Source organism: Burkholderia pyrrocinia (assembly GCF_001028665.1).
Lineage (GTDB): Bacteria > Pseudomonadota > Gammaproteobacteria > Burkholderiales > Burkholderiaceae > Burkholderia > Burkholderia pyrrocinia.
Map to the genome: position 1 here is coordinate 807,335 of NZ_CP011505.1, position 21,561 is coordinate 828,895.

The 21,561-nt window shown below is 67.3% G+C and carries 20 protein-coding genes; 14 read left to right on the forward strand and 6 right to left on the reverse strand.

What is annotated here, in order from left to right:
- Positions 1-4: 4 nt before the first annotated feature.
- On the reverse strand, positions 5-784 hold the full coding sequence (locus ABD05_RS33680) for a hypothetical protein (protein ID WP_338012474.1): 780 nt from the start codon (positions 782-784) through the stop codon (positions 5-7).
- Positions 785-839: 55 nt separating this feature from the next.
- Complete coding sequence (locus tag ABD05_RS39215; RefSeq protein WP_238594203.1) at positions 840-1,946, reverse strand: glutathione binding-like protein; 1,107 nt, start codon at positions 1,944-1,946, stop codon at positions 840-842.
- 92 nt (positions 1,947-2,038) lie between these two features.
- On the opposite strand from ABD05_RS39215, the gene ABD05_RS33695 reads away from it, so the two are divergent.
- A complete protein-coding gene (locus ABD05_RS33695) occupies positions 2,039-2,968 on the forward strand; it encodes a LysR family transcriptional regulator (protein ID WP_047904721.1) in 930 nt (309 codons plus the stop codon).
- Positions 2,969-3,345: 377 nt separating this feature from the next.
- The gene (proP, locus tag ABD05_RS33700; RefSeq protein ID WP_047904440.1) at positions 3,346-4,815 is read left to right on the forward strand and encodes a glycine betaine/L-proline transporter ProP; all 1,470 of its coding nucleotides are present in this window, start codon (positions 3,346-3,348) and stop codon (positions 4,813-4,815) included.
- A gap of 60 nt (positions 4,816-4,875) precedes the next feature.
- Here proP and ABD05_RS33705 read toward each other — a convergent pair whose 3' ends face one another.
- The 4 genes from ABD05_RS33705 to ABD05_RS33720 form a co-directional block, all read right to left on the reverse strand.
- On the reverse strand, positions 4,876-5,700 hold the full coding sequence (locus tag ABD05_RS33705) for an alpha/beta fold hydrolase (protein ID WP_047904722.1): 825 nt from the start codon (positions 5,698-5,700) through the stop codon (positions 4,876-4,878).
- Positions 5,701-5,897: 197 nt separating this feature from the next.
- Positions 5,898-6,887, reverse strand: a complete 990-nt coding sequence (locus ABD05_RS33710; protein WP_047904441.1) for a LysR substrate-binding domain-containing protein — start codon at positions 6,885-6,887, stop codon at positions 5,898-5,900.
- A 624-nt stretch (positions 6,888-7,511) separates the two neighbouring features.
- Positions 7,512-8,372: a ferritin family protein gene (locus ABD05_RS33715; protein WP_047904723.1), complete on the reverse strand. Its 861-nt coding sequence runs from the start codon at positions 8,370-8,372 to the stop codon at positions 7,512-7,514.
- Positions 8,373-8,403: 31 nt separating this feature from the next.
- Positions 8,404-9,351 carry a fatty acid desaturase family protein gene (locus tag ABD05_RS33720; RefSeq protein WP_047904442.1) on the reverse strand — a complete coding sequence of 316 codons (948 nt, stop codon included), beginning with the start codon at positions 9,349-9,351 and terminating at the stop codon, positions 8,404-8,406.
- Between the two features lie 385 nt (positions 9,352-9,736).
- Here ABD05_RS33720 and ABD05_RS33725 point away from each other — a divergent pair, with 385 nt between their 5' ends.
- Genes ABD05_RS33725 through ABD05_RS33780 form a run of 12 tightly spaced genes read left to right on the forward strand, consistent with a single transcriptional unit; the run spans position 9,737 to position 21,560 of the window.
- Positions 9,737-11,500 (forward strand): fatty acyl-AMP ligase, encoded by a 1,764-nt coding sequence (locus tag ABD05_RS33725; protein ID WP_053060036.1) that lies wholly within the window; start codon positions 9,737-9,739, stop codon positions 11,498-11,500.
- Complete coding sequence (locus ABD05_RS33730; protein ID WP_047904443.1) at positions 11,497-12,207, forward strand: ABC transporter ATP-binding protein; 711 nt, start codon at positions 11,497-11,499, stop codon at positions 12,205-12,207. Before ABD05_RS33725 ends, ABD05_RS33730 begins: the two co-directional genes overlap by 4 nt.
- Complete coding sequence (locus tag ABD05_RS33735; protein WP_047904444.1) at positions 12,179-13,396, forward strand: ABC transporter permease; 1,218 nt, start codon at positions 12,179-12,181, stop codon at positions 13,394-13,396. The genes ABD05_RS33730 and ABD05_RS33735 overlap by 29 nt, the downstream gene beginning before the upstream one ends.
- Positions 13,393-14,142, forward strand: a complete 750-nt coding sequence (locus tag ABD05_RS33740) for an outer membrane lipoprotein-sorting protein (protein WP_047904445.1) — start codon at positions 13,393-13,395, stop codon at positions 14,140-14,142. The genes ABD05_RS33735 and ABD05_RS33740 overlap by 4 nt, the downstream gene beginning before the upstream one ends.
- The gene (locus ABD05_RS33745) at positions 14,132-15,472 is read left to right on the forward strand and encodes a hypothetical protein (protein ID WP_047904446.1); all 1,341 of its coding nucleotides are present in this window, start codon (positions 14,132-14,134) and stop codon (positions 15,470-15,472) included. Before ABD05_RS33740 ends, ABD05_RS33745 begins: the two co-directional genes overlap by 11 nt.
- Positions 15,473-15,485: 13 nt before the next feature.
- Positions 15,486-16,601: a hypothetical protein gene (locus tag ABD05_RS33750; protein ID WP_047904447.1), complete on the forward strand. Its 1,116-nt coding sequence runs from the start codon at positions 15,486-15,488 to the stop codon at positions 16,599-16,601.
- Between the two features lie 58 nt (positions 16,602-16,659).
- Complete coding sequence (locus ABD05_RS33755; protein ID WP_011350104.1) at positions 16,660-16,914, forward strand: acyl carrier protein; 255 nt, start codon at positions 16,660-16,662, stop codon at positions 16,912-16,914.
- 7 nt (positions 16,915-16,921) lie between these two features.
- Positions 16,922-17,797, forward strand: coding sequence for a hypothetical protein (locus tag ABD05_RS33760; RefSeq protein WP_047904448.1), 876 nt, complete (start codon positions 16,922-16,924; stop codon positions 17,795-17,797).
- Position 17,798: 1 nt separating this feature from the next.
- Positions 17,799-18,419 (forward strand): hypothetical protein, encoded by a 621-nt coding sequence (locus ABD05_RS33765; protein ID WP_047904449.1) that lies wholly within the window; start codon positions 17,799-17,801, stop codon positions 18,417-18,419.
- Between the two features lies 1 nt (position 18,420).
- Positions 18,421-19,404, forward strand: a complete 984-nt coding sequence (locus ABD05_RS33770; RefSeq protein WP_047904450.1) for a ferritin-like domain-containing protein — start codon at positions 18,421-18,423, stop codon at positions 19,402-19,404.
- A 1-nt stretch (position 19,405) separates the two neighbouring features.
- Positions 19,406-20,395 (forward strand): ketoacyl-ACP synthase III family protein, encoded by a 990-nt coding sequence (locus ABD05_RS33775; RefSeq protein WP_047904451.1) that lies wholly within the window; start codon positions 19,406-19,408, stop codon positions 20,393-20,395.
- The gene (locus ABD05_RS33780; RefSeq protein WP_047904452.1) at positions 20,385-21,560 is read left to right on the forward strand and encodes a PLP-dependent decarboxylase; all 1,176 of its coding nucleotides are present in this window, start codon (positions 20,385-20,387) and stop codon (positions 21,558-21,560) included. The genes ABD05_RS33775 and ABD05_RS33780 overlap by 11 nt, the downstream gene beginning before the upstream one ends.
- The last annotated feature ends 1 nt before the right edge of the window (position 21,561 follow it).

A 21,561-nucleotide genomic window follows, 5' to 3' on the forward strand; every position in this document is an offset into this window, starting at 1 on the left:
CACGCTAAAGCCGTTCGATCAGGAAATTTTCGAGGGAGGCCAACACCTCGTTCGGGGCATCCTCAGGCAGCAGATGCCCACCGGGCAGTCCGCCACCCGTCACATTTTCAGCCCACCTCGACCACGTGTCGACAGGCGACACATTTCTCGCCTTTTGCTCTTCTTCGCTCCATAGCACCAGCATCGGACAGACGAGCTTCCGGCCCGCTGCAAAATCGCTCGCATCGTGTTCCAGATCCTCTGACGTAGCGGCGCGATAGTCTTCGCAGATCGCGTGACGCACGTCCGGGTTTCGGAATGCGGTTCGATAGGCTTCCAGCGCCAATGGATCGATCCGCTCGATTCCTCCCGCCATCTTCGCAAGCGCGGCGTCAATGTAGGCGTCCTGATCGGCCGCCAGCATCCGCTCCGGAAGGTCCGCAGGCTGCGCCAGAAAAACCCGGTGCCACGCATCGAGCGCAAAAGTCTTGTCGACACGCGCGAAAGCATCGAGCGTGGGCACGACGGTCAGCGATGCATACGCGGTGACACGCCGAGGATGATCCAGCGCATGATCGCGACCGGTTTCACCATTGACGACATTCGCGGCTTCCCGGACTGCATGCTTCTGATCGAAGGCGCTCGTTCGTGCGACCAGACCACCGATGTCCAGCGGCGACGCCTCGAAGCCATCGATCGTCAGATCGCGGATCTCGAACGACGTCGCATGAGGCTCATCAAAACCTTGTCGGAACCCGATCCGGTCAGGTTCGCGATCCACTACGGCGCCGACGTCGCGGTTCACGGATTATCCGCAAGACCCTTCACGCGACTCGGCGAACAACCCGCCCGCCACTCGCCTACGACGGCTCCGAATCGAGGAACACATAAAGCGCGGCAATCTTCCCGTCGCGCACGATGATCACGTCCACGCCCGTGTATTCGGGCGCTTCGCCGCGCGGACCCGAGCCCCATGCCACGCGACCGGCGTTGTGGAGTGCCTGCGGCTTGCCGTGCGCGGTATAGGCAAAATGAGGATGCGTCGCGCGCAGATCGCCGGCGAACTTGTCGAGCGCGTCGTGTCCGACGAACGTGCCGGGCGGCACGTAGAGCACGCAATCGTCGGTATACAGCGCTTCGATCGCGGCACGGCGGCGCGCCGCGTCGCCCTCGCCGAAAACCTCCTGCAGATTGCGTTCGAGCAGTTCATGAATACGGTCGCTCATCATCGTTCTCCTGAATAAATGCAATGAAGTGAATTGCCGGATAGCGCGGTCGCGCCACCGCGCGAGTGCCAGTGTCTTTTCGACGGCGGTGACGACCGCCGGGCGCGCGGCAATTTCGTCGTACCAGCGGGCAACGGACGGAAAGCCGTCGAGGGTCGCGCCGATCGCCTGATGGCGCCATATCCATCCGAAGTGCGCGATGTCCGCGATGCTGTACGCGTCGCCGGCCACGTAGCGGCTGCGATTCAGCACGCGATCGAGCACACCCAGCGTCCGGTCCACGTCCGCCAGCGCACGCGCGTTCGCGTCGGGTTCCGGCGACGCCTGGATCGCCACCCGGAACGCCTGCAGGAATGCCGGGCTCAATCCCGACGCATGGAAAAAGAGCTGTTCGAACACCTTGCCGCGCTGCGGGCCGCTCTTGGGCAGCAGTTGCCCGGTCTTCTCCGCCAGGTAGACCAGGATCGCGGCCGACTCGCTCAGCACGATGTCGCCATCCGCGTGCGCCGACCGGTCGACGAGCACCGGTACCTTGGCATCGGGATTCATCGCCCTGAACGCGTCGGTCTTCTGCTCGCCCCGGCGCAGATCGACCGGCACGAGCCGATAGTCGACGCCCATCTCTTCCAGCGCGATGGGCACCTTGACGCTGTTGGGCGTCGCGAATGCGAACACTTCAAGCGTAGCCGAATCGGGCCCGCCGGCGGCAACGGCAATCTTTCTTTCGAGTTCGGGTTCCATGATTCATCTCTGCATTGCGGTGAGACAAATGTATGGCGCCGTGCTATTTTTCGAAACAGAAACGATTGCAAACCATCATTGCAAAAATGTCGATGTCCAGACTGCCGGATTTTGAAGGCTTCGCGATGTTCGCGAAGGTCGCCGAAGAGGGCTCGTTCGCCGCCGCGGCAACGGCGATGGGCGTGTCGGTCGCGACGGTTTCGCGCGCCGTGACGCGCCTCGAGGAGCGGCTCGGCGGGCGGCTGTTCAACCGCACGTCGCGCCGGCTCGCGCTCACCGATTACGGCCATACGCTGATCGAACGCGCGGCAAAGCTCTACACCGATGCGGAAGAAACCGAGGATTTCGCGCGCGAGACGTCGAGCCGCCCGCGCGGCCTCGTGAAGCTGGCGGCGCCGCTGTCGTTCGGCGCGCGCTGGGTTGCGCCGCTGCTGCCCGAGTTCTTCGCGCTCTATCCGGACATCTCCGTCGATCTGCATCTGACCGATGCGCAGTCCGACCTGATCGGCGACGGCTTCGATGCCGCGCTGCGCATCGCCATTCTCGAAGACTCGTCGCTCGTCGCGCGGCTCATTGCGCCGGTTCGCCGCTTTGTCGTCGCGTCGCCGGCCTATCTGTCGCGCCATGGCCGCCCACGGCATCCGCAGGCGCTCGGCGCCCATCCGTGCGTGACGTACACGAACCGAAGCCAGCGCGACGTCTGGCGCTTTACCCGCCAGAGCGGTGAAACCTGCGCGGTCACGCCCGTCGGGATGTTGCGCGGCACGAGCGTGGAAGCATTGCTGCCGACGGTGCTCGCGGGGCTGGCGATCACCGAGCTTCCCGAGTTCGTCGCGACGCAGTATTTCGCGGACAAGCAGCTCGAACCGATCCTGACCGACTGGCGCTTGCCCGAAGGCGGCCTGTACTTCGTCACGCCTTCTGCGCGCGCACGACCGGCCAAGGTCAGCGCGCTCGCCGATTTCTTCATCGAGAAGCTGGCCACGGCCGAATGGCGCGCGCCGGCCAAACGATCGCGCTAGGCACGCGTTGCGGGTTCGTGCGCACCCGTTCGGCCCTTCGATATCGATGCACCAACCGCTGCCACGGCGCGTTTCGCCACGCCGTGTCGTACGCAGCCGGGTAGCGACACCCGCTCGCACACGCCCGATTCGGCGCAACACGCACCGCTCGAACCCGTGTCGTTTACGACCGGTTTCCGGGCGCATGACCGATAGCCCGTTGCGCGTGTTTCTCTAAACTGGTTCACACAACACACCTGCCCGGTGTCGCCCGCTGCGCGCGTCACGCCCCCGACATCGAGGCACCCCCGAGACATCCGCCTTCGCAGTCCATCGGCCCGCACTACTCCATCGCATCTCTGCCCGGCCGGCTGCCAAGGCAATTCCAGGAGCGTTCATTGAGTCCGTCACAAGCGCACCCCGCGAAAGCCCGGTCTTCGCGCAAGTCCGTCAAGCTGGATGACATCACGATCGTCGACCCTGCCGTCCTCAAGCGCGCAGTCGGCGCAATGGCGTTCGGCAATGCGATGGAATGGTTCGACTTCGGCGTGTACAGCTATATCGCCGTCACGCTCGGCAAGGTGTTCTTCCCCTCCAGCAGCCCGTCCGCGCAGTTGCTCGCGACCTTCGGCACGTTCGCGGCCGCGTTCCTCGTGCGCCCGCTCGGCGGCATGGTGTTCGGCCCGCTCGGCGACCGCATCGGCCGCCAGCGCGTGCTCGCCGCGACGATGATCATGATGGCCGTCGGCACCTTCGCGATCGGCCTGATCCCGAGCTACGCGTCGATCGGCATCATGGCGCCCGTATTGCTGCTCGTCGCCCGCCTCGTGCAGGGCTTCTCGACCGGCGGCGAATACGGCGGCGCAGCCACCTTCATCGCCGAGTTCTCGACCGACAAGCGCCGCGGCTTCATGGGCAGCTTCCTCGAGTTCGGCACGCTGATCGGCTACACGCTCGGCGCGGCGACGGTCGCACTGCTCACTGCGACGCTATCGCAGGAAGCGCTGCTGTCGTGGGGTTGGCGCGTGCCGTTCTTCATCGCCGGCCCGCTCGGCCTCGTGGGCCTCTACGTCCGGTTGAAGCTCGAGGAAACACCGGCGTTCAAGAAGGAAGCCGAAGCACGCGAAGCGGACGAACGCACGCGACCGAAGCAAGGCTTCGCGACGCTGCTCGTCGAACAGTGGAGGCCGCTGCTGCAATGCGTCGGCCTCGTGCTGATCTTCAACGTGACCGACTACATGGCGCTGTCGTACCTGCCGAGCTACCTGTCGGCGACGCTGCACTTGCGCGAATCGCACAGCCTGTTCATGGTGCTGCTCGTGATGGTGCTGATGATGCCGATGACGTTGTATGCCGGGCGCCTGTCGGACAAGGTCGGCCGCAAGCCGGTGATGATGGCCGGCTGCGTGGGCCTGCTCGTGCTGTCGGTGCCGGCGCTGATGCTGATCCGCACCGGCGGCATGCTGCCCGTGTTCGGCGGGATGCTGATCTACGGCACGTTGCTGTCGACGTTCACGGGCGTGATGCCGTCGGCGCTGCCGGCGCTGTTCCCGACGCGGATCCGCTACGGCGCGCTCGCGATCGGCTTCAACGTGTCGGTATCGCTGTTCGGCGGCACGACGCCGCTGGTCACCGCGTGGCTCGTCGATCGCACCGGCGACCTGATGATGCCCGCGTACTACCTGATGGGCGCGTCGTTCATCGGCATCGTGTCGGTGCTCGCGCTGCGCGAGACGGCTCGCCAGCCGCTGCCCGGTTCCGGGCCGTGCGTGTCGAGCCGCGCGGAAGCGCTGAGCCTCGTTCGCGGCGGTGCCGAAGAAGCCCGCGTGCAAGGCAGGAAGTTCACGCCGGTCAGCGAGCGCGCGTGACGCGGTTCGGCGTGACGCGACGCCGCGCGGCATGTGCGGCCGGCGTCGCCCGCGCGTGCTTCAGTTCGACGGCAACCGTTGCCCGTCCAACCAGTCGAGCAGCGCACGCGTGACGAACGCGGGATTTTCCAGGTTCGAGATGTGGCCGGCGTCCGGCACCAGCGCATGCGCGCAACCGATCACGCCCGCCATCTTCACGGTTTCCGACGGCGGGCGCGCCATGTCGCCCGCGCCGCACATCAGCAGCGTGCGTTCGGCATCCAGGTCGGCCAGCGCCGACAGCGTGTCGGGCCGGCCGAAGATCAGGCGGCCGAGCGGGACGATCGATTGCCGCAACCGGTCGGCAGGCAGGTTCGCCAGCGCGTCGCGAAACGCGGTCGGCACCGGGCCTGCCAGATCGACGTCCGGCCGGAAGAACAGCGGCACGATCGCGTCGAGCAGCGGCGGCGCAACGCAGCCCGCGGCGGCGATCGCATCGAGCATGGCGAAGTAACGCAGGCGCGTCGCGTCGGGCTCGGCCTCCAGCGATGCATCCATCAGCACGAGCGAGCGGACGCGCTGCGGTTCGCGCAACGCGAGCCGCGCGCCCCACATGCCGCCGACGCTGAGCCCGACGACCGCGCACTGTTCGATATCCAGCGCGTCGAGCAGCGCACTCGCGTGCGCGGCGAGATCGTCGAGCGTCTGCGTGCCTTCGGGCAATGCACCCGATGCGCCATGCCCCCACAGGTCCGGCACGATCACGCGATACTTGCGCGACAGCGCGTCGATCTGCGGCGCCCACATCGCCGAGTCCCACAGATAGCTGTGTCCGAGCAGCACCGGAAATCCGGTGCCGTGATCCTGGTAATGCAGGGTACTGCCATGAATGGTGTGTGCGGGCATCTCGTCTCCGGGCGTCGGCACGATCGGCAGCGGCCCGAAAGCGGGCGCCGCAATCAGAGGCGTTCTGCAACGAACGCGAAGCGGCGCATCATCGCACAGGTTGCAGACGACATGCATCGAGGACCGCACGAACGCCCGCCGCGAACGGCAACGCGATGCAATCGCTGCTCCCGCGACGGCACGGCGCGGCCGCCGGGCTATCCGACGCGATACAGCGGCAGCACGTTGGTGCCGGCGGCATCCTGGTTCGACACGAGCGGATGGCGGGCCTGTTCGAGCAGCCAGTTGGTCAGCACCGCGATATCGAATTCGTTGCACGCATCGGGGTTCTGCACGAGCACGTAGCTGCCCGACGCGACCGTGCAGTACGAGAACAGCTCGACGAGCCGGCCCTGCTTCAGCAGCCCGTCGACCAGCGGCCGCCGTCCGATCGCGATGCCGTGTCCGTCGACCGCGGCCTGGACCAGTTGGTCGTACTGACTGAAGTGCAGCGCGCCGGCAGGCCGCAGGCGGGGCACGCCGAGCTCCTTCAGGAAAGGGCTCCACGCGTGCCATGGCCACTCGCCGCGCGGATCGTCGAGATGCAGCAGCACGTGCTTGTCGAGGTCCGCCGGCGTCATCGCCGCGGCACCGCCGGCGGCCACCAGGCTCGGGCTGCAGACGGCCACCACACGCTCGCGGAACAGCACGTCCGTATCGTCCGTCGACGTACAGGGCCCGGCATAGCGCACGGCCAAGTGCAAACGTTTGCGTTTAAGATCTTCAACTTCGCTCGTTGCCGACACGCGCACGTCGATGTCCGGATAGCTTGCACGGAACGAACCGAGGCGCGGAATCAGCCACAGCGCCGCGAACGACACGGTCGTCGACAACGAGATCGAGCGCTGGCCCACGCTCGACGACAGCTTGCCGATCACCGATTCCAGGTCGGACAACGCGAACGCGATCGCGTCGTACAGTTCCCGCCCCTTGTCGGTCAGCGTCAGCGAACGGATGTGCCGGTGAAACAGCTCGATCCGAAGTTGCTCCTCGAGCGCCTTGACCTGGCGGCTCACGGCAGATTGCGTGACGTTCAGTTCCTGCCCCGCACGCGTGAAGCTCAAATGACGCGCCGCGCATTCGAAGCCCCTCAGGAAATCCAGCGAAGGCAGACTTCTCAATCGCTTTGCCAATCTCACATTAGCCATACAGCCGCCTCAAAGTTGCATCCATTGCCAGACAAATCGCTGTTTGCCTCCCCGAGTCGCTTCCTTTCATTTGAATTCGGAAACGATTTTATATTGAAGCATACATGCATCTCATTCTTATTTTCAATCATGACATTTGTATTTATCTATCGATTTTCGGCACGCAATCTTTCTTACATCAACATTTTAAAGTAGCGATTTTGTAAGTTAATGTGCGAACGATATCGCGTCGCGATTGATATAAAAAGCGCCGCTACTGCAGGCAATTTTTGGCAAATGGCGATGCTGCATTGACAGTTTTCGCGCTTCGACAGAGCGATCGAATTAAACCTACAAATTAATTTCAATTACCTGTCTTTTTATTCGATTTATCGGATTACGAAAACATGCAAAATCCCGGCATGCATGCCGAATGCATATAAATCATGAATTCGATGTTTATTGCGCCCGACTAAACACATGGAATTGCGCCTTTCTTTGCGCGCATTCAAGAAACCGGCGAACCGATTATTGCCGGAAATGAATATCCCGCCGGTCGCGATCCGCGATCGGCGTTTTTTCCACCTGCGTTACGGCCGGGGCGTCCGGCCAGCCCCCCCGAGCGGAGCGAGCGGCCCGGACCGGTTACACGCCGTCCACCGCCCCATTCATCCGCGCGGTCACCTCGCGGCGATAGCGGTTCAGTTCCTGCGCGGTCGCGAACGTACGCTCGAACAGGATCGACAGGTTGTGCAGGATGCGCTCGACGACCTTCTTTTCCCACTCGCCGTCGAAACGGATCTGCTCGTCGAGCCAGCGCTCGAGCCATTCCGGATCCGGCAGGCGCGACTGCACGGTGTCGCGCGGGAACAGCGCCTGGTTCACGTGCAGGTTGGTCGGGTGCAGCGGCTTCTCGGTGCGGCGCGCCGACGCCATCAGCACGCCGATCTTCGCGAACGCGGCACGCGCGACGTCGCCGCAGTTGTTCAGCGCCTTCTTCATGTAGCGCAGGTACGCGCCGCCATGGCGCGCTTCATCGCGCGAGATCGTTTCGTAGATCTGCTTGATGACGGGCTCGGTGTGCCAGTCGGCCGCGCAGCGATACCAGTGGTTCAGGCGGATCTCGCCGCAGAAGTGCAGCATCAGCGTTTCGAGCGGCGGCGCCGGGTCGAACTGGAAGCGCACCGCGTGCAGTTCCGCTTCGGTCGGCACCATTTCCGGCTTGAAGCGGCGCAGGTATTCCATCAGCACGAGCGAATGCTTCTGTTCCTCGAAGAACCACACGCTCATGAATGCGGAAAAGTCGCTGTCGTGCCGGTTGTCGCGCAGGAACATTTCCGTCGCGGGCAACGCGGACCATTCGGTGATCGCGTTCATCCTGATCGTCTCCGCCTGCTCGTCGGTGAGCAGCGCAGCGTCGAACCGGTTCCACGGAATGTCCTTCTCCATGTCCCAGCGGACCGCTTCGAGCGACCTGAAAAGTTCCGGATAGAGCATCGTCGTCACCGTCGTCGAAAGGCGTTCGGGCCGGGCACGGTCATGCCGACTGCGTGGACGCTGGCGCGGCCGCTTCGGCGTCGGGCGCGCGATCGTCCGCATCGTCGTCCACCGTGCGCGGCGACAGCTTGCCGCGCAGCAACGCGGAATAGAACTGCCGGTACGTGCGGTGGTAGTAGCGGATGCGCGGCGCGATCGCGCCATGCAGGTCGTGCAGCCGCTCGATCGGCAGGTTCGGCATCATGTGGTGCTCGACATGATAGTTGTTGCCGTTCGTGAACCACGTCATGAATGCATTGCTCTCGATCGTCCGCGTGTTGCGGAACGGGTCGGTGCTCGTCAGGTCGCAGCGGTAATGCTCCGGCATCTCGACCAGCGCATGCACGGGCGCCGCGACGAACACGAGCGGCACGACCCACACCCACACGACGAACCACGTGTGCAGCGCGAACGACAGCCCGGCCAGCAGCGCGATCGCCGCGACCATCAGCAGGTGATCGCGACGAATGGCCCGCGACACGAGCGGGTTGTCGCCGAAGCGCGCGCCCGGCACGACGAGTTTCGCGACGTTCTTCGCGAACTGGATATAGTGCGCGGCCATCGACAGCCGCCATGCCCACAGGCCGAGGTTGACGACGGGGCTGGCGCCGTACTGGTCGCCGTAGTCGAAGAATTCCTTGTTCTCGGGCGTGCCGAGCAAGCGGTGATGGCGCAAGTGGCTGTCCTGGTACGCATGGAACGACACGAGCATCGGCATGCCGACCAGCACGCCGAACACCATGTTGAGGCGCTTGCTCCTGAACCCCTGGTAATGCAGCGCCTGGTGCTGCAACTCGACGCCGTGCGCATACATCGCGCCGATCAGCACGACCCCGACGATCTTCAGGAATACCGACGCCGACAGAGCGAACATCATGCCGTGCGCGATGAGCGCGACGTAGACCGCCAGCTTCAGCGAGAAGACCACGCCGCTCGGGCGGCTCTTCATGTCTGCAACTGGTTTCGGGCGGGCGACAAGCGATGAGGTGACGGACAAAACGCTCTCCTTGGCCGGACCCTCGCCCGGCACCGTGGACATTGACGACGCTGGCGCGCTGCCGGGTTGCAATTCTTCTGTGAGTCGATGTTTCGGACAAACGAATTTTCCGAACGCATTGCATGACGCCCGCGCATGAGCGCACCACATCGTGAACTAGACGACCGGTCGAATGCGCGTACCGACCGTTCACCTCGTGGATGCGTGCCGCGCATGCATAGCCTGCATAGATTCCGTTTGTCGCGTTGCATCGATCCGGCAAGAATCCCCCTCACTCGACGAACGGCGCCGCCGGCACCGTGGCGCGAGCGGCCGTGTTCCTCAACGGGAGATCCTCGTGACGAAGTGCGCATCCACCATTCATCGCCTGATCGAATCGCTCGAGGACGTCGCGGGCGCCACGCATCGCATGACGTTCGTCGACGATGCGGGCCGCGAAGCGGACATCACGTACCGGCGCTTTGCGGAAGAGGTGTTTCACCAGGCCGGCGCGCTGCGCGAGCTTGGCGTCCGCGAGAACGACATGGTGATGCTCGCGCTCCCCGCATCGGTCGAGCACGCGGCCGCGATGATGGCCTGCGTGATGACGGGCGCGCTGCCCTGCACCGTGCCCGTCCCCGTGCGGCGCGCCGCCGCCGGGCGGCAGGTAGTCGACGTCGCATGCGAGCTGTACCGGCCGCGCCTCGTCGTCGCCGCGGATGCGCAGTCCGCCGCGTGGCGCGACGACGCGTTTCCCGCTGCGTCCACCCGTGTCGTCGATCTCGCGACGCTGTCGATCGCCGCCGATGCCGGCACGCGCGCGCTGATCAGCGCGAAGTGCGGCCGCGATCCGCATCACGTGCAGCTCACGTCCGGCTCGACGTCGCATCCGAAGGCAGCGGTGCTCAGCCACGAGAACGTGATCGCGAACGTGCTCGGCATCGGCGGATCGGTCCGCTTCGACATCGCGGCCGGCGACGGCACCGCGTCGTGGCTGCCGCTCTATCACGACATGGGCCTGCTCACGCTGCTGTCGAATCTGCACTACCGTGCGCCGTTGCTGATGATGCAGCCGAACAGCTTCATCCGGAATCCGCTCGGCTGGTTGAAGCGCATCGCGTCGGCGCGCGCGACGACGACGTCGGTGCCGACCTTCGCGCTGCGCTACTGCGTGCGTCGCTTCAATGCCGCCGCGATGGACGGCGTCGACCTGTCCGCGTGCCGCAACATCTTCATCGGCGGCGAACGCGTGGACGACGCGACGCTGCGCGATTTCGCCGCCACGTTCGCGCCGTACGGTCTCGCGGCGTCGGCGCTGCAGCCGTGCTACGGAATGGCCGAGTCGACGCTCGCAGTGTCGATGCACCGTGCATGGCATGACGGTGCGGTCGACGGCGCACCGTACGTGATCGCGGACACGCTCGACCGTCGCGCGCTGATCGAGCGCCGCGACGCGCAACCGGTCGCCTCGAACGACGGCGACGAGTCGGAAACCGAAACCGTGCTCGCGATGGGCACGCCGATCGAAGGGATGGCGTTCCGCATTCTCGACGACAGCGACCACGCACTGCCGAGTCGCACCGTCGGCGAAGTCGCGATCCGCGGCACGTCGGTGATGCTCGGCTACCTGACTCCCGACGACGGCACGATCGCCGCGCCGCTGACGGCCGACGGCTGGTTCCGCACCGGCGACATCGGTTACGTCGCGGACGGCCAGCTCCATATCCTCGGGCGCAAGAAGGAAGTCATCATCATTCGCGGCAGCAACTACTTCCCGCACGAGATCGAGGAGGCGCTTGGCGCCCATCACATGCTGCGCAAGAGCACCTGCATCGCGTTCGGGCTGCCCGATCCCGAGACCGGCACCGAGCGGCTGGTCGTCGCGATCGAGGCGCGTCCCGTCGACGCGACGCCGCAAACCCGCACCGAGTGCCAGCAGCTGCTCGCGGCGCGCATCGGGTTCGCCGCGCAGGATCTATGCTTCGTCGAACCCGGCTCGCTGCCGCGCACGACGAGCGGCAAGCTGCAGCGCCTGAAGTGTCGCGACCTCTATGCAAACGGCGCGCTGCCCGTGATCCATGCGCCGGCCGCCGTTGAAGCCGGTCAAGGAGCGTACGCATGACGTCCGCATCGTTCCCGCCGGTGCTCGAGCTGCGCGACGTCTCACGCGTCTACGAGGGCGCGGGCCGCGTCGTCGCGGTGCGCGGCGCGACGATCTCGATCGGCCAGCGCGACGTGGTCGCGCTCGTCGGCCCGTCCGGCAGCGGCAAGAGCACGCTGCTCAATCTCGCGGGCTTTCTCGACGTGCCGAGCACCGGCGAACGCTGGCTCGAAGGCCGCCGCATCAACGATGCGCCGGACACGCTCGAACGAATTCGCCGCGAACGCATCGGCTTTGTGTTCCAGCAGTTCAACCTGATTCCGGTGATGTCGGCGCTCGAGAACGTCGAGCTCGGCTGCTTCGCATGGGGCACGCCGCGCACGCGCCGCGAGCGCGCCCGCGCGATGCTCGATGCGGTCGGGCTCGCCGCACGCGAACGCCACCGCCCCGGCGAGCTGTCCGGCGGCGAGCAGCAGCGCGTCGCGCTGGCCCGCGCGCTTGCCAAGGAGCCCGCCATCGTGATCGCGGACGAGCCGACCGCGAGCCTCGACAGCACCAACGCGCTGGCGGTGGCCGAGCTGATCCTCGACACCAACCGCACGCTGGGAACCGCCTTTCTGATTGCGTCGCACGACGATCGTCTGTGCACGCGCCTGCCTCGCCGCATCGAGATGCGCGACGGCGTACCGGGAGTGAACCGTGAACTGGTCGACGTTTGCGTGGCGTAACCTCTGGCGCAACCGGCGCCGCACCGTGCTCACGATGGCGATGATCGGCGTCGCCGCGTTCGCGTCGAGCCTCGCGCTCGGCTACGTGATCGCGACGTTCGACGCGGTGCGCGAAGGGTCGATCGACAGCGGCGTCGGCCATGTGCAGGTACTGCACCACGGCTATCTCGACCGGATCGGCGAGCGGCCGCTGCAGTACGGGCTGACCGCCGACGAGCAGGCCGCCGCGGCACGCGCCGTCGCGACGCTGCACGGCGTCGCGACGACCGCGCGCGGCATCGACTTCGACGGGCTGGTCTCGAACGGCGATCTCAGCTACGGCTTCGTCGGCGAAGGCATCGAGCCGAACCGCGAGCCGCCCGGCTTCTTCGACTATCACACGGTGTTGTCGGGCCGCTACCTGTCGCCGACCCATGCCGGCACCGAAGTCGTCGTCGGCGCCGAACTCGCGCGCAAGCTCGGCGTCCACGTGGGCTCGGTCGTGCAACTGATGGCATCGACCGCGCACGGCGGCATCAACGCGACCGACGCGCAGATCGTCGGCGTGATGAGCACCGGCAACAAGGACATCGACGAGCGCATCGTCAACGTGACGTTCGCCGCCGCGCAGGCGCTGCTGCGCACCGACCGCGCGTCGCGCATCGCGGTGTTCCTGTCGGATACGTCGCACACGCCGGCCGCCGCCGCGACGCTGCGCGCCGCGCTGCCGACGCTCGACGTGAAGACCTGGGACCAGCTCGTGTCGCTCTATCACCAGGTCGTCGCGCTGTACAAGAACCAGTTCTCGGTATTCGGCGCGATTCTCAGCGTGACGATCCTGCTGTCGATGAGCAACTGGATCCTGATGAGCATCGTCGAGCGCCGCCGCGAGATCTCGACGCTGCGTGCACTCGGCGTGCCGGCCGCAACGGTGCGCGGCGTGCTGATCCAGGAAACCGCGCTGCTCGGCCTGCTCGGCGCGGCCGCCGGCATCGCGGTGGCGCTGCTGACGATGGTCGCGCTCAATCACGCGCAGATCCACCTGCCCGCGCCGCCGGGCCGCGTGAAGCCGATCCTGCTCGAATTCACGGTATCGCCGGCCGCCGTGGCCGCCGTCGAAGGCGCGTTCGTCGTGCTTGGCGTGGCAGCCGCGCTGCTCGCGACACTCGGACTCGCCAAACGCAACATCCTCGAAGGACTCGCCCCATGATCCGCATTCGCGTTACGTACGCCGCTTTCGCCGCGCTCGTCGCGTGCGCGCCGGCCGCCCATGCAGCCGACGCACCGCCGGCCCAGACCATGCTCGCCCGTGCCGACGCCTATCGCAGCACGGCCGCCGATACGCAGACGAACATCGAGATCACGAACCTGGCCGGCGGACAATCCGGCGACGCGACGCGCTATCTCGTCTATACGCGCGGCAACGGCGACACGCTCGCGCTGACCCGCAGCGGCGAGAACGACGGCCAGAAGTATCTCGCGACGACGCGCGGGCACTGGTTCTACGTGCCGAACACGCGCAGCGCGGTGCGCATCAACGGAATGCAGCGGCTGCAGGGCGAAGTCGTGATCAGCGACATCACGCGCACGCACTGGGCAGACAGCTACCGCGCGACGGCCGCGCCCGGCACGACGGCGATCGCCGGCAAGCCGGCCACCGAGCTCGACCTGACCGCGACCGATCCCGACAACGTCTATCCGACGATCAAGCTGTGGGTCACGCCCGACAGCGACGTGCCGGTGCGCGCGCAGTTCTTCCTGGCGAGCGGCCTGCTGTTCCGCAGCGCCGATTTCTCCACGCCGGTCGAGGCGAACGGGCGCAAGGTGATCCGCAAGATCACGTACCGCAACGAGATCGAGAAGCAGCGCGCGAGCGTCGTCGACATCCTCGACGGCCAGCCGCGCAAGATTCCGTCGGGCTGGTTCAATCCCGACACGCTTGCCGATGGCCAGTGACAACGAGGCCCGCGCCGATGCCCATCGTGACCGCTTCCGTCCATCGTCCGGCCGCACATGCGCGCCGCGCAGACGCGCCTGGCATCGCGCCGCGCTCGCCTTCCCGCTCGCGCTCGGCTGCACGTTCGCGCATGGAGAATCGCTGATGGACCAGTTGAGCACGCTGAACGGCATCGCGTACGCCCGCTCCGTCGACAGCACGGACGGCCATGCGCTGCTCGGCAACCTGATCGGCGACGAACCGCGCAACCGGCAGGAAGCCGGCCTGCTCGCGCGCATCGACGGCGAAAACCTGTTCATGAACGCGCGCGTCGTCGCGAGCAATCACTCGCTCGGCGCACAGGCGAGCCGCTTCAACGAGGCCGGCGTGCGCTACGCGTTCGACAACGGCATCACGCTCACGGCCGGCAAGCGGATCGACCCGCTCGACACGTCGCAGGCGTTCTTTCCGCTCGGCTTCTTCCAGAAGCGGGCCGCGACGGCGGATATCTACGATCGCTACGGCGACGTCGAAGGCACGCCGCTCGTCGAGGCGAAATGGGCCGGCGAACAGACCACGCTGCAGTTCATCGCCGGCGAGAACCGCACGTTGCGCAACGACGTCGACAACCGCGACGTGCAAGGCGCGACGCAGCTCGTGCGCGGCGCGTACAACTGGTCGGGCGGCTCCGCCGCATTGCTCGCCGGCCGTCACGCGGGCCGCGGCGGCGCAGGCGCAACGTTGTCGTTCGACGTCGCGAGTTCGAACACCGTCTATGCGAGCGCGTGGCTCGAACGCGGCACGACGCGGCCGCTGCCGGCGTTCATCGCGAACGGCACGCCGCTCGATTCGCCGGCCGCCTACGACGCGGTCGATCGCCGCAACGACCGACAAGTCATGTGGCGCAGCGCGGTCGGGATGCAGAGCGCGCTGCCCGGCAACCTGTCGCTGATCGTCGAGTGGTCGCACGACGAGGCGCGTTACGACGCGAACCAGTGGCGCCAGATGGTCGGCGCGGTCCGCGCGAACAACGCGCTGCTGCCGGTCGCGCCCGGCGCCGCGCTCGCCGGCCTCGGCGGCACGGCCGACTTCGTGAGCGCCGACGGCAACCTGCGCGACTACCTGTTCGCGCGGCTCGGCAAGAAGATCGGCCGCGTCGAGTATTCGCTGCGCGGCGTCTACTCGCCGCAGGACAAGGGCCTGCTCGCGATCGCCCAGGTCGTCGCCGACGTGAACCAGCGCGTGAGCGTCGATGTCGCGCTCTCGCACGCATTCTCCGACAGCAATTCCGAGTACCGGATGGTCGGTCTCGGCACCCGCATCGACGCCGCCGTGCGCGTGCGCTTCTGACAGGAACCCTGCCATGTCCACGCTTTCCGTCCCTGCTTCGTCCGCCGGCCCGCTGCTGCCACTGCAGCCGCCGCTGCTGCTGCGCGTGGCCGACCAGGCCGCGTATCCGGTGCTGCGCCACCTCGACACGCTCGGCACGATCGGCACGCCGCCGCGCGCGGCTGCCCGGCTCGTCGAAGCCGCCGCCGTGCGGCTGCTCGACAGCGAGATGGTGATCGCACTGCGCGCCGCCACGCCGGACGTGCTGCCCGATTCGTCCGCATCGACGCCGCTGCAACACGACGAGGCGCCGCTCACCGAAGCGCTGCTCGAACAGATCGGCCGCGAAGGCTTCCACCACCTGTTCAAGCCGTTCATGCGCGCGTTCATCCGCATCATGTTCGGGCTGTTCTTCTCCGACGACCAGAACCGTCGTGCGTGCGACTGCATCGACGCCGGTCACAACTTCGCGTTCCTGATGAGCGACGGCGGCGGCCCGACCCTCGCCGCATGGCGCACGGTCGTCCGCAGCGACGACAGCGGCCTCGCGCTCACCGTCGACAAGGTGTGGGGAATCGAGGCGCACCGCGACTGCATGGCGGTCGTCGCGGCGCGCTTGCCGGGCGTGATGTTCCCGGCCGCGTATCTCGTGTGGCCCGACGAGTATCGAAAACTGAAGCGCGCGACCTGCGGCGCGCCGTTCCTCGCGGGCAACCTGCAGCTGGCGAACGTCGGCGGCCAGGTGCGCGTCAGCGCCGAGGATCGCCTGCGGATCGGCGGCCCGACCGTGTTCAACAAGTACCTGACCGTCGTGCGGCCGTACTTCGTCCGCGCGCTGATGGCGCACGTCGGCTGGCTCGAACGGACCGGCCGCGTCGAACTCGACGCCGACGCGCACGCCGTGCACCGCTTCATCGCGGACGCCGCACGCAGCCAGACCGACGACGCGCACTACAGCTTCGGCAAGGTGCAGCGCGTGCTCGCGATCAAGCTGCTGTCGAACGAGTTCCTGACGGCACTCGTGCGCGACGGCAAGGTTGCGGCGTTCGACGACCAGCGCGACCTGCTGGCGTTTTCGAAGATGGAAGGCAGTTCGTACCGTTGTTATCACGAGCTTCGCAAGAGCCTGCGCTGCGAAGCCGGCAGTTGACCCACGCGACAGGCCGATCGATCCCGATCAACCCACTTCAAACCAAGGAGCTCCTCTCATGACGACCCAGAACGTTCCGGCCGACGCGCTCGACATCCTGTCACGCGAAGTCGCGAAGATCCTCAACGTCGAAACCGTCGATACGGACGCCGGCATCGGCGAACTCGGCATCGATTCGCTGAACATCGTCGAGCTGATCGTGTTCTGCGAACAGCTCTACGGCTCGATCGACCCGGAAGCGCTGAACATCACGCAGTACACGACGCTTCAGCAGCTCGACGCGCAACTGCGCCGCCAGCAGCACGCCGCCTGACACGACGATGCTCGCGCCTCTTGCCCCCGTGGCGGCCGCCGCCGTCCAGCCGGCCCCGGCGACCGCGCTGACCGTGCAGGCGCTCGCGTACCGGCGCGTCGCGCCGTCGCGCGACGGCGCGGCCGTGCCGCTCGACGACACGGCGCACGCGATCGGCACGCTCGCGTGCGCCGAACGCGAGCGGCTGTGCGGCGCGATCGGCGCGGACGACTACGTGGTCAGCTCGACGATCCTGTCGATGCTGCTGATGAACGATTCGCCGCAGCACCGCGTGTTCGCGCAGGCACTCGCCGGCGCGAACGACTACACGCCCGACTGGATGACCTGCTCGTACGAATGCGCGGGCTGGGGCTACGTGCTGCGCCGCACGCTCGCGACCGCGGCCGAGACCGGGCCGCGCACGCTGCTGCTGCAGATCGTCGACATCGACGTGCACGGCTATACGTACTGGCACGGCAACCCTGCATGGGGACGCTCGGGCTTCGGCGTCTGCACGCTGCTCGTCGATGTCGGCCGCGAACCGGCGCAGTCGGTGCTCGCCGACGCCGCGCCGCCGGCCAGCGCGGTCGTGCGGCTGGGCCGCGACATCCGCACCTTCTGCGCGGCGCGCCCCGGCGTGCACGCGGCGCTGCCGTTCTTTCCGGCCACGTCGCGCCGCGCGCTGCTGGCGTCCGTCGGCAAGACGCCACTGCTGCCGGACGGCCACGGTCTGTTCGGTCATGCGTTCGGTAGCGATCCGTGGCTGTCGGTGCTGCTTGCGCACCGCGACGGCGACACGCCGCGCCGCGCGGCCGTCTGCTCGCTCGCGCTGAACGGCTATTACGCGATCGCCGACGTCGCGTTCGCGCCGGATGCGACGTTGTCTCTCGAAGGCGAGGCGTGACATGGTGCGACCCGTTCACTTCACCTACCGGATCGAACGCGATGCGCAGCGGCCCGTCGCGGTCGCGGCGAGCGCGTACCGGATGCCGCTCGACACGCCCGCCGACTATGCGCGCGCCGCGCTGGCCGAAGCGGCCGGCGACACGTACGACGCCGGCGACGCACCCGTCGGCGAACGCCGCGTGCTGCTCGACCACGTCCAGTATTTCGCATTCCTCGCCGAAGCCACCGTGCGGATCCGCGACGCCGTGCATCCGGACGCACGCGTGTTCATCGAAGTCTGCGCGCCGTACTTCGGCGCGCTGCCGGCCGAACTGCTCGCGCCGCACGTGCTGCTCGGCGTGCACCTGTACGACGAAGCGTTGCGCGATGCCGCGCGCGGCACGCCCGTCGTGTGGATCGGCGACCGGATCCTGCGCGATGCGGAGTTCGCCGGCGACAACCGCGTGTGCTGCGCGATCTGGCCCGCGCGGCTCGCCGACGCGTTCGACGCGCAACTGCGCGGGCCGTGGCCGGCGTATGCGATCCGCCTCGTGCCGCATCCGGGCGCGCCGCGCACCGCCGTCACCTTTACCGATTCCGCCCATCATTCCGGCGCCGCCGCGCGGCCGGGGAGACCTTGACATGACTCAAACGCTCACCGTTATGCAGGACACCGCCGATATCCGCTGGTCGATGCCCGTCGACGCGCTGATGTCCAACGACTACGCGCTGCGCGAAGAGGCGCTGAACCGGCTGTACGAAAAGGCGAAGGCATCGCAGTGGGACGTCGCGACCGACGTCGACTGGAGCCACGACCTCGACCCGGCGAATCCGCTCGGCATGCCCGACCCGACGCTGCTGATCTACGGGACCGAGCTGTGGGGCAAGCTGTCCGACACCGACAAGCGCGAGGTGCGCCATCACGCGCAGGGCTGGCTGCTGTCGCAGATCCTGCACGGCGAGCAGGCCGCGCTGATCTGCGCGTCGAAACTCGCGTCCGCCGAGTCCGGCCTGAGCGCACGCCTGTGCGCCGCCGCGCAGATGATGGACGAGGCGCGCCACGTCGAGGCCTACGCGAAGCTCGTCAACGAAAAGCTCGACGTCAGCTACCCGATGAGCCGCTCGCTGAAGGGGCTGCTGCACGACACGATCACGAGCAGCTCGCTCGACATGACGAACCTCGGGATGCAGGTGCTCGTCGAGGGCATCGCGCTGTCGATCTTCCAGAGCGTCGTCGCGTACAGCACCGATCCGTTCATCAAGGACCTGTTCATGCGGATCCAGCGCGACGAATCGCGTCATTTCGCGGTCGGCCGGATCACGCTGTGCCGCGTGTATGCGGAGATGAGCTCGCACGAGCTGCGCGAGCGCGAGCAGTTCGTCTGCGAAGGCGCGGCCGTGCTGTACGAGCACCTGTGCGCGGACGACATCTGGGAACCGATGGGGCTGTCGAAGCGCGAATGCAGCGCGATGGTGCGCGAGTCGCCGGTGTCGAGCTCGATCCGCCGCTCGATCTTCCGGCGCCTCGTGCCGACGATCCGCGAAATGGGCCTGCTCACGCCGACCGTGCAGGCGACCTTCGAAAAACTCGACGTCCTCGACTACGCGGCGATGCCGCTCAACTGACATGACGATGCCCTCCTCCCACGCATCCCGCGACGCCGGCTTCTGGATCGGCATCGACGCGGTGGCCTACGAGCTGCCGGGCCTGCCGGTCGATATCGAGGCCTGGGCCGCCGAACGCGACTACCCGGCGCAGCGGGCCGCGGCGATCGCGCAGTCGGGCAGCCGCTATTTCCACATGGCGCTCGACACGAGCGAGACCGATCTCGCGATCGCCGCGGCCGGCCGCCTGCTCGACACGGCCCGCGTGCATCCGTCCGACATCGGCGCGATCGTGCACGTGCACACGCAGCAGTTCAGCGTGCCGCCCGCGCCGCGCAGCCTGCCGCACGAACTCGCCGCGCATTTCGGCATCGAGCCGCTGTGGCTCGGCTCCGTCGCGCAACTGAACTGCGTGTCGGTGGCGGCCGGGATCGAGACGGTCCGCGCGCTGATGCGCAGCCATCCGCAGCTCGACGCGGCGCTCGTCGTATCGTCCGACCGCGTGTACGGCGAGGATTACCGGATGCGGCAGATGACCGGCGTGCAGTGCGACGGCGCGGCCGCGATGCTGATCGCGCGCAACAGCACGAAGAACCGGCTCGGCGGCATCGCGATCGAGACGCATGCGAAATGGCACCGCGGCTCGGATACCGTCGCCGCGAACGAGGCCGACCTGATCATGATGGAGTGGCCGTACACGCGCAAGGCGATCGACGCGGCCGTCGCGCTCGAGCCGCACGCGCTCGATGCATACGAGCTCGTGCTGCCGCACAACGCCGACCTGCCCGGCTGGAACGCGCTGTGCCGCGCGATGCGCGTGCCGGCCGAGCGGCTGTATGCGGAGAACATCTTTGCGCGCGGCCACGCGTGCTGCTCGGATTTCCCGATCAACCTGGCCGACGTCGGGCTCGATGCGGTGGCGCACGGCAAGCGCGTGCTCGGCGTGATGCAGTCGAACTGCGGCGCGTATGCGGCCGCCACGCTCCATCCGGTGGGTCGCCATGACGCCTGAACGCCCGCTTCCGCCCGCCGGCGATCACGCATGGATCGCCGACCTGCGCACGCCGTGCTACGTGTACGAGCCGGAAGTCGCGATCGCGCGCTACCGATCGTTGAAAGCGCAGCTCGGTACGAAGCTGATCGTGTCGCTGAAGGCGAACCCGAACCAGGACATGCTCGCGCGCTGCGCGCATGCGTACGAGGACGGCGTCGAGCTCGCGAGCCGTGGCGAACTCGACGCGGTGATCGGCCGGATCAAGACGCCGCGCTACCTGAACAATCCGTCGATGGACGAGATGTTCATGCGTGCGGGGCTCGCGTCGCGCTGCCATTTCGTGCTCGACAACCCGGACGCGGTCGCGCGCTTCGTGCCGCTGGCGCGCGAGGCGGCGGCCGGCGGCGGCACGCCGGGCCAGGTACTGCTGCGCCTGAACGCCGGCGCGCTCGCCGGTGACGACGCGCGTGCGCTGTGGCACGACCACTTCGGGATGACGCCGAGCGAAGCGCACGACGCGGTGCGCACGCTCGCCGCCGCCGGCTTCCCGGTGGCCGGGCTGCATGTGTTCTCCGGCCCGCATTCGTTCATTCGCCAGGATGCGACGCAACCCGACACGCTCGCCCTGCCCGAATTGCTCGCGGCGCTTGCACGCGATCTCGCGCCGGCCAACGGCGCGCCGCTCGGCTCGCTGAGCCTCGGCGGCGGCTTTGCCGACGATCATCCGGGCGATGCCGCTTTCGCACGCTATGCGACCGCGCTCGCGCCGCTGGCCGGCGACTACTCGCTGGCGCACGAAGCCGGCCGCGCAATCTTCGCCGACGCGGGCGTGTTCGCGACCCGCGTCGTCGCGGTCAAGGCGTGGCAGGACCGCACGATTGCCGTCTGCGACGGCGGCCTGTCGCATGCGTTCCTGCTCGCGCAGACCGAATCGGTGATGCGCCGCCTGGCCGCGCCGTCGCTCGTGCGCCGCACGCCTGCGCCGCCATCGCGCGGCGTACCGACGAGCTACGTCGGCAGCACCTGCAGCCGCGCGGACGTGATCGGCCGCGACGACACCGGCGCACCGCCGCAGGTCGGCGACATCGCCGTGTTCGCGCGCTGCGGCGCGTATCACCGCACGTACTCGATGGCGCATTTCCTGTCACACGAAGCCGCGCACGTGTACGTGCGGCCTGCCTGAA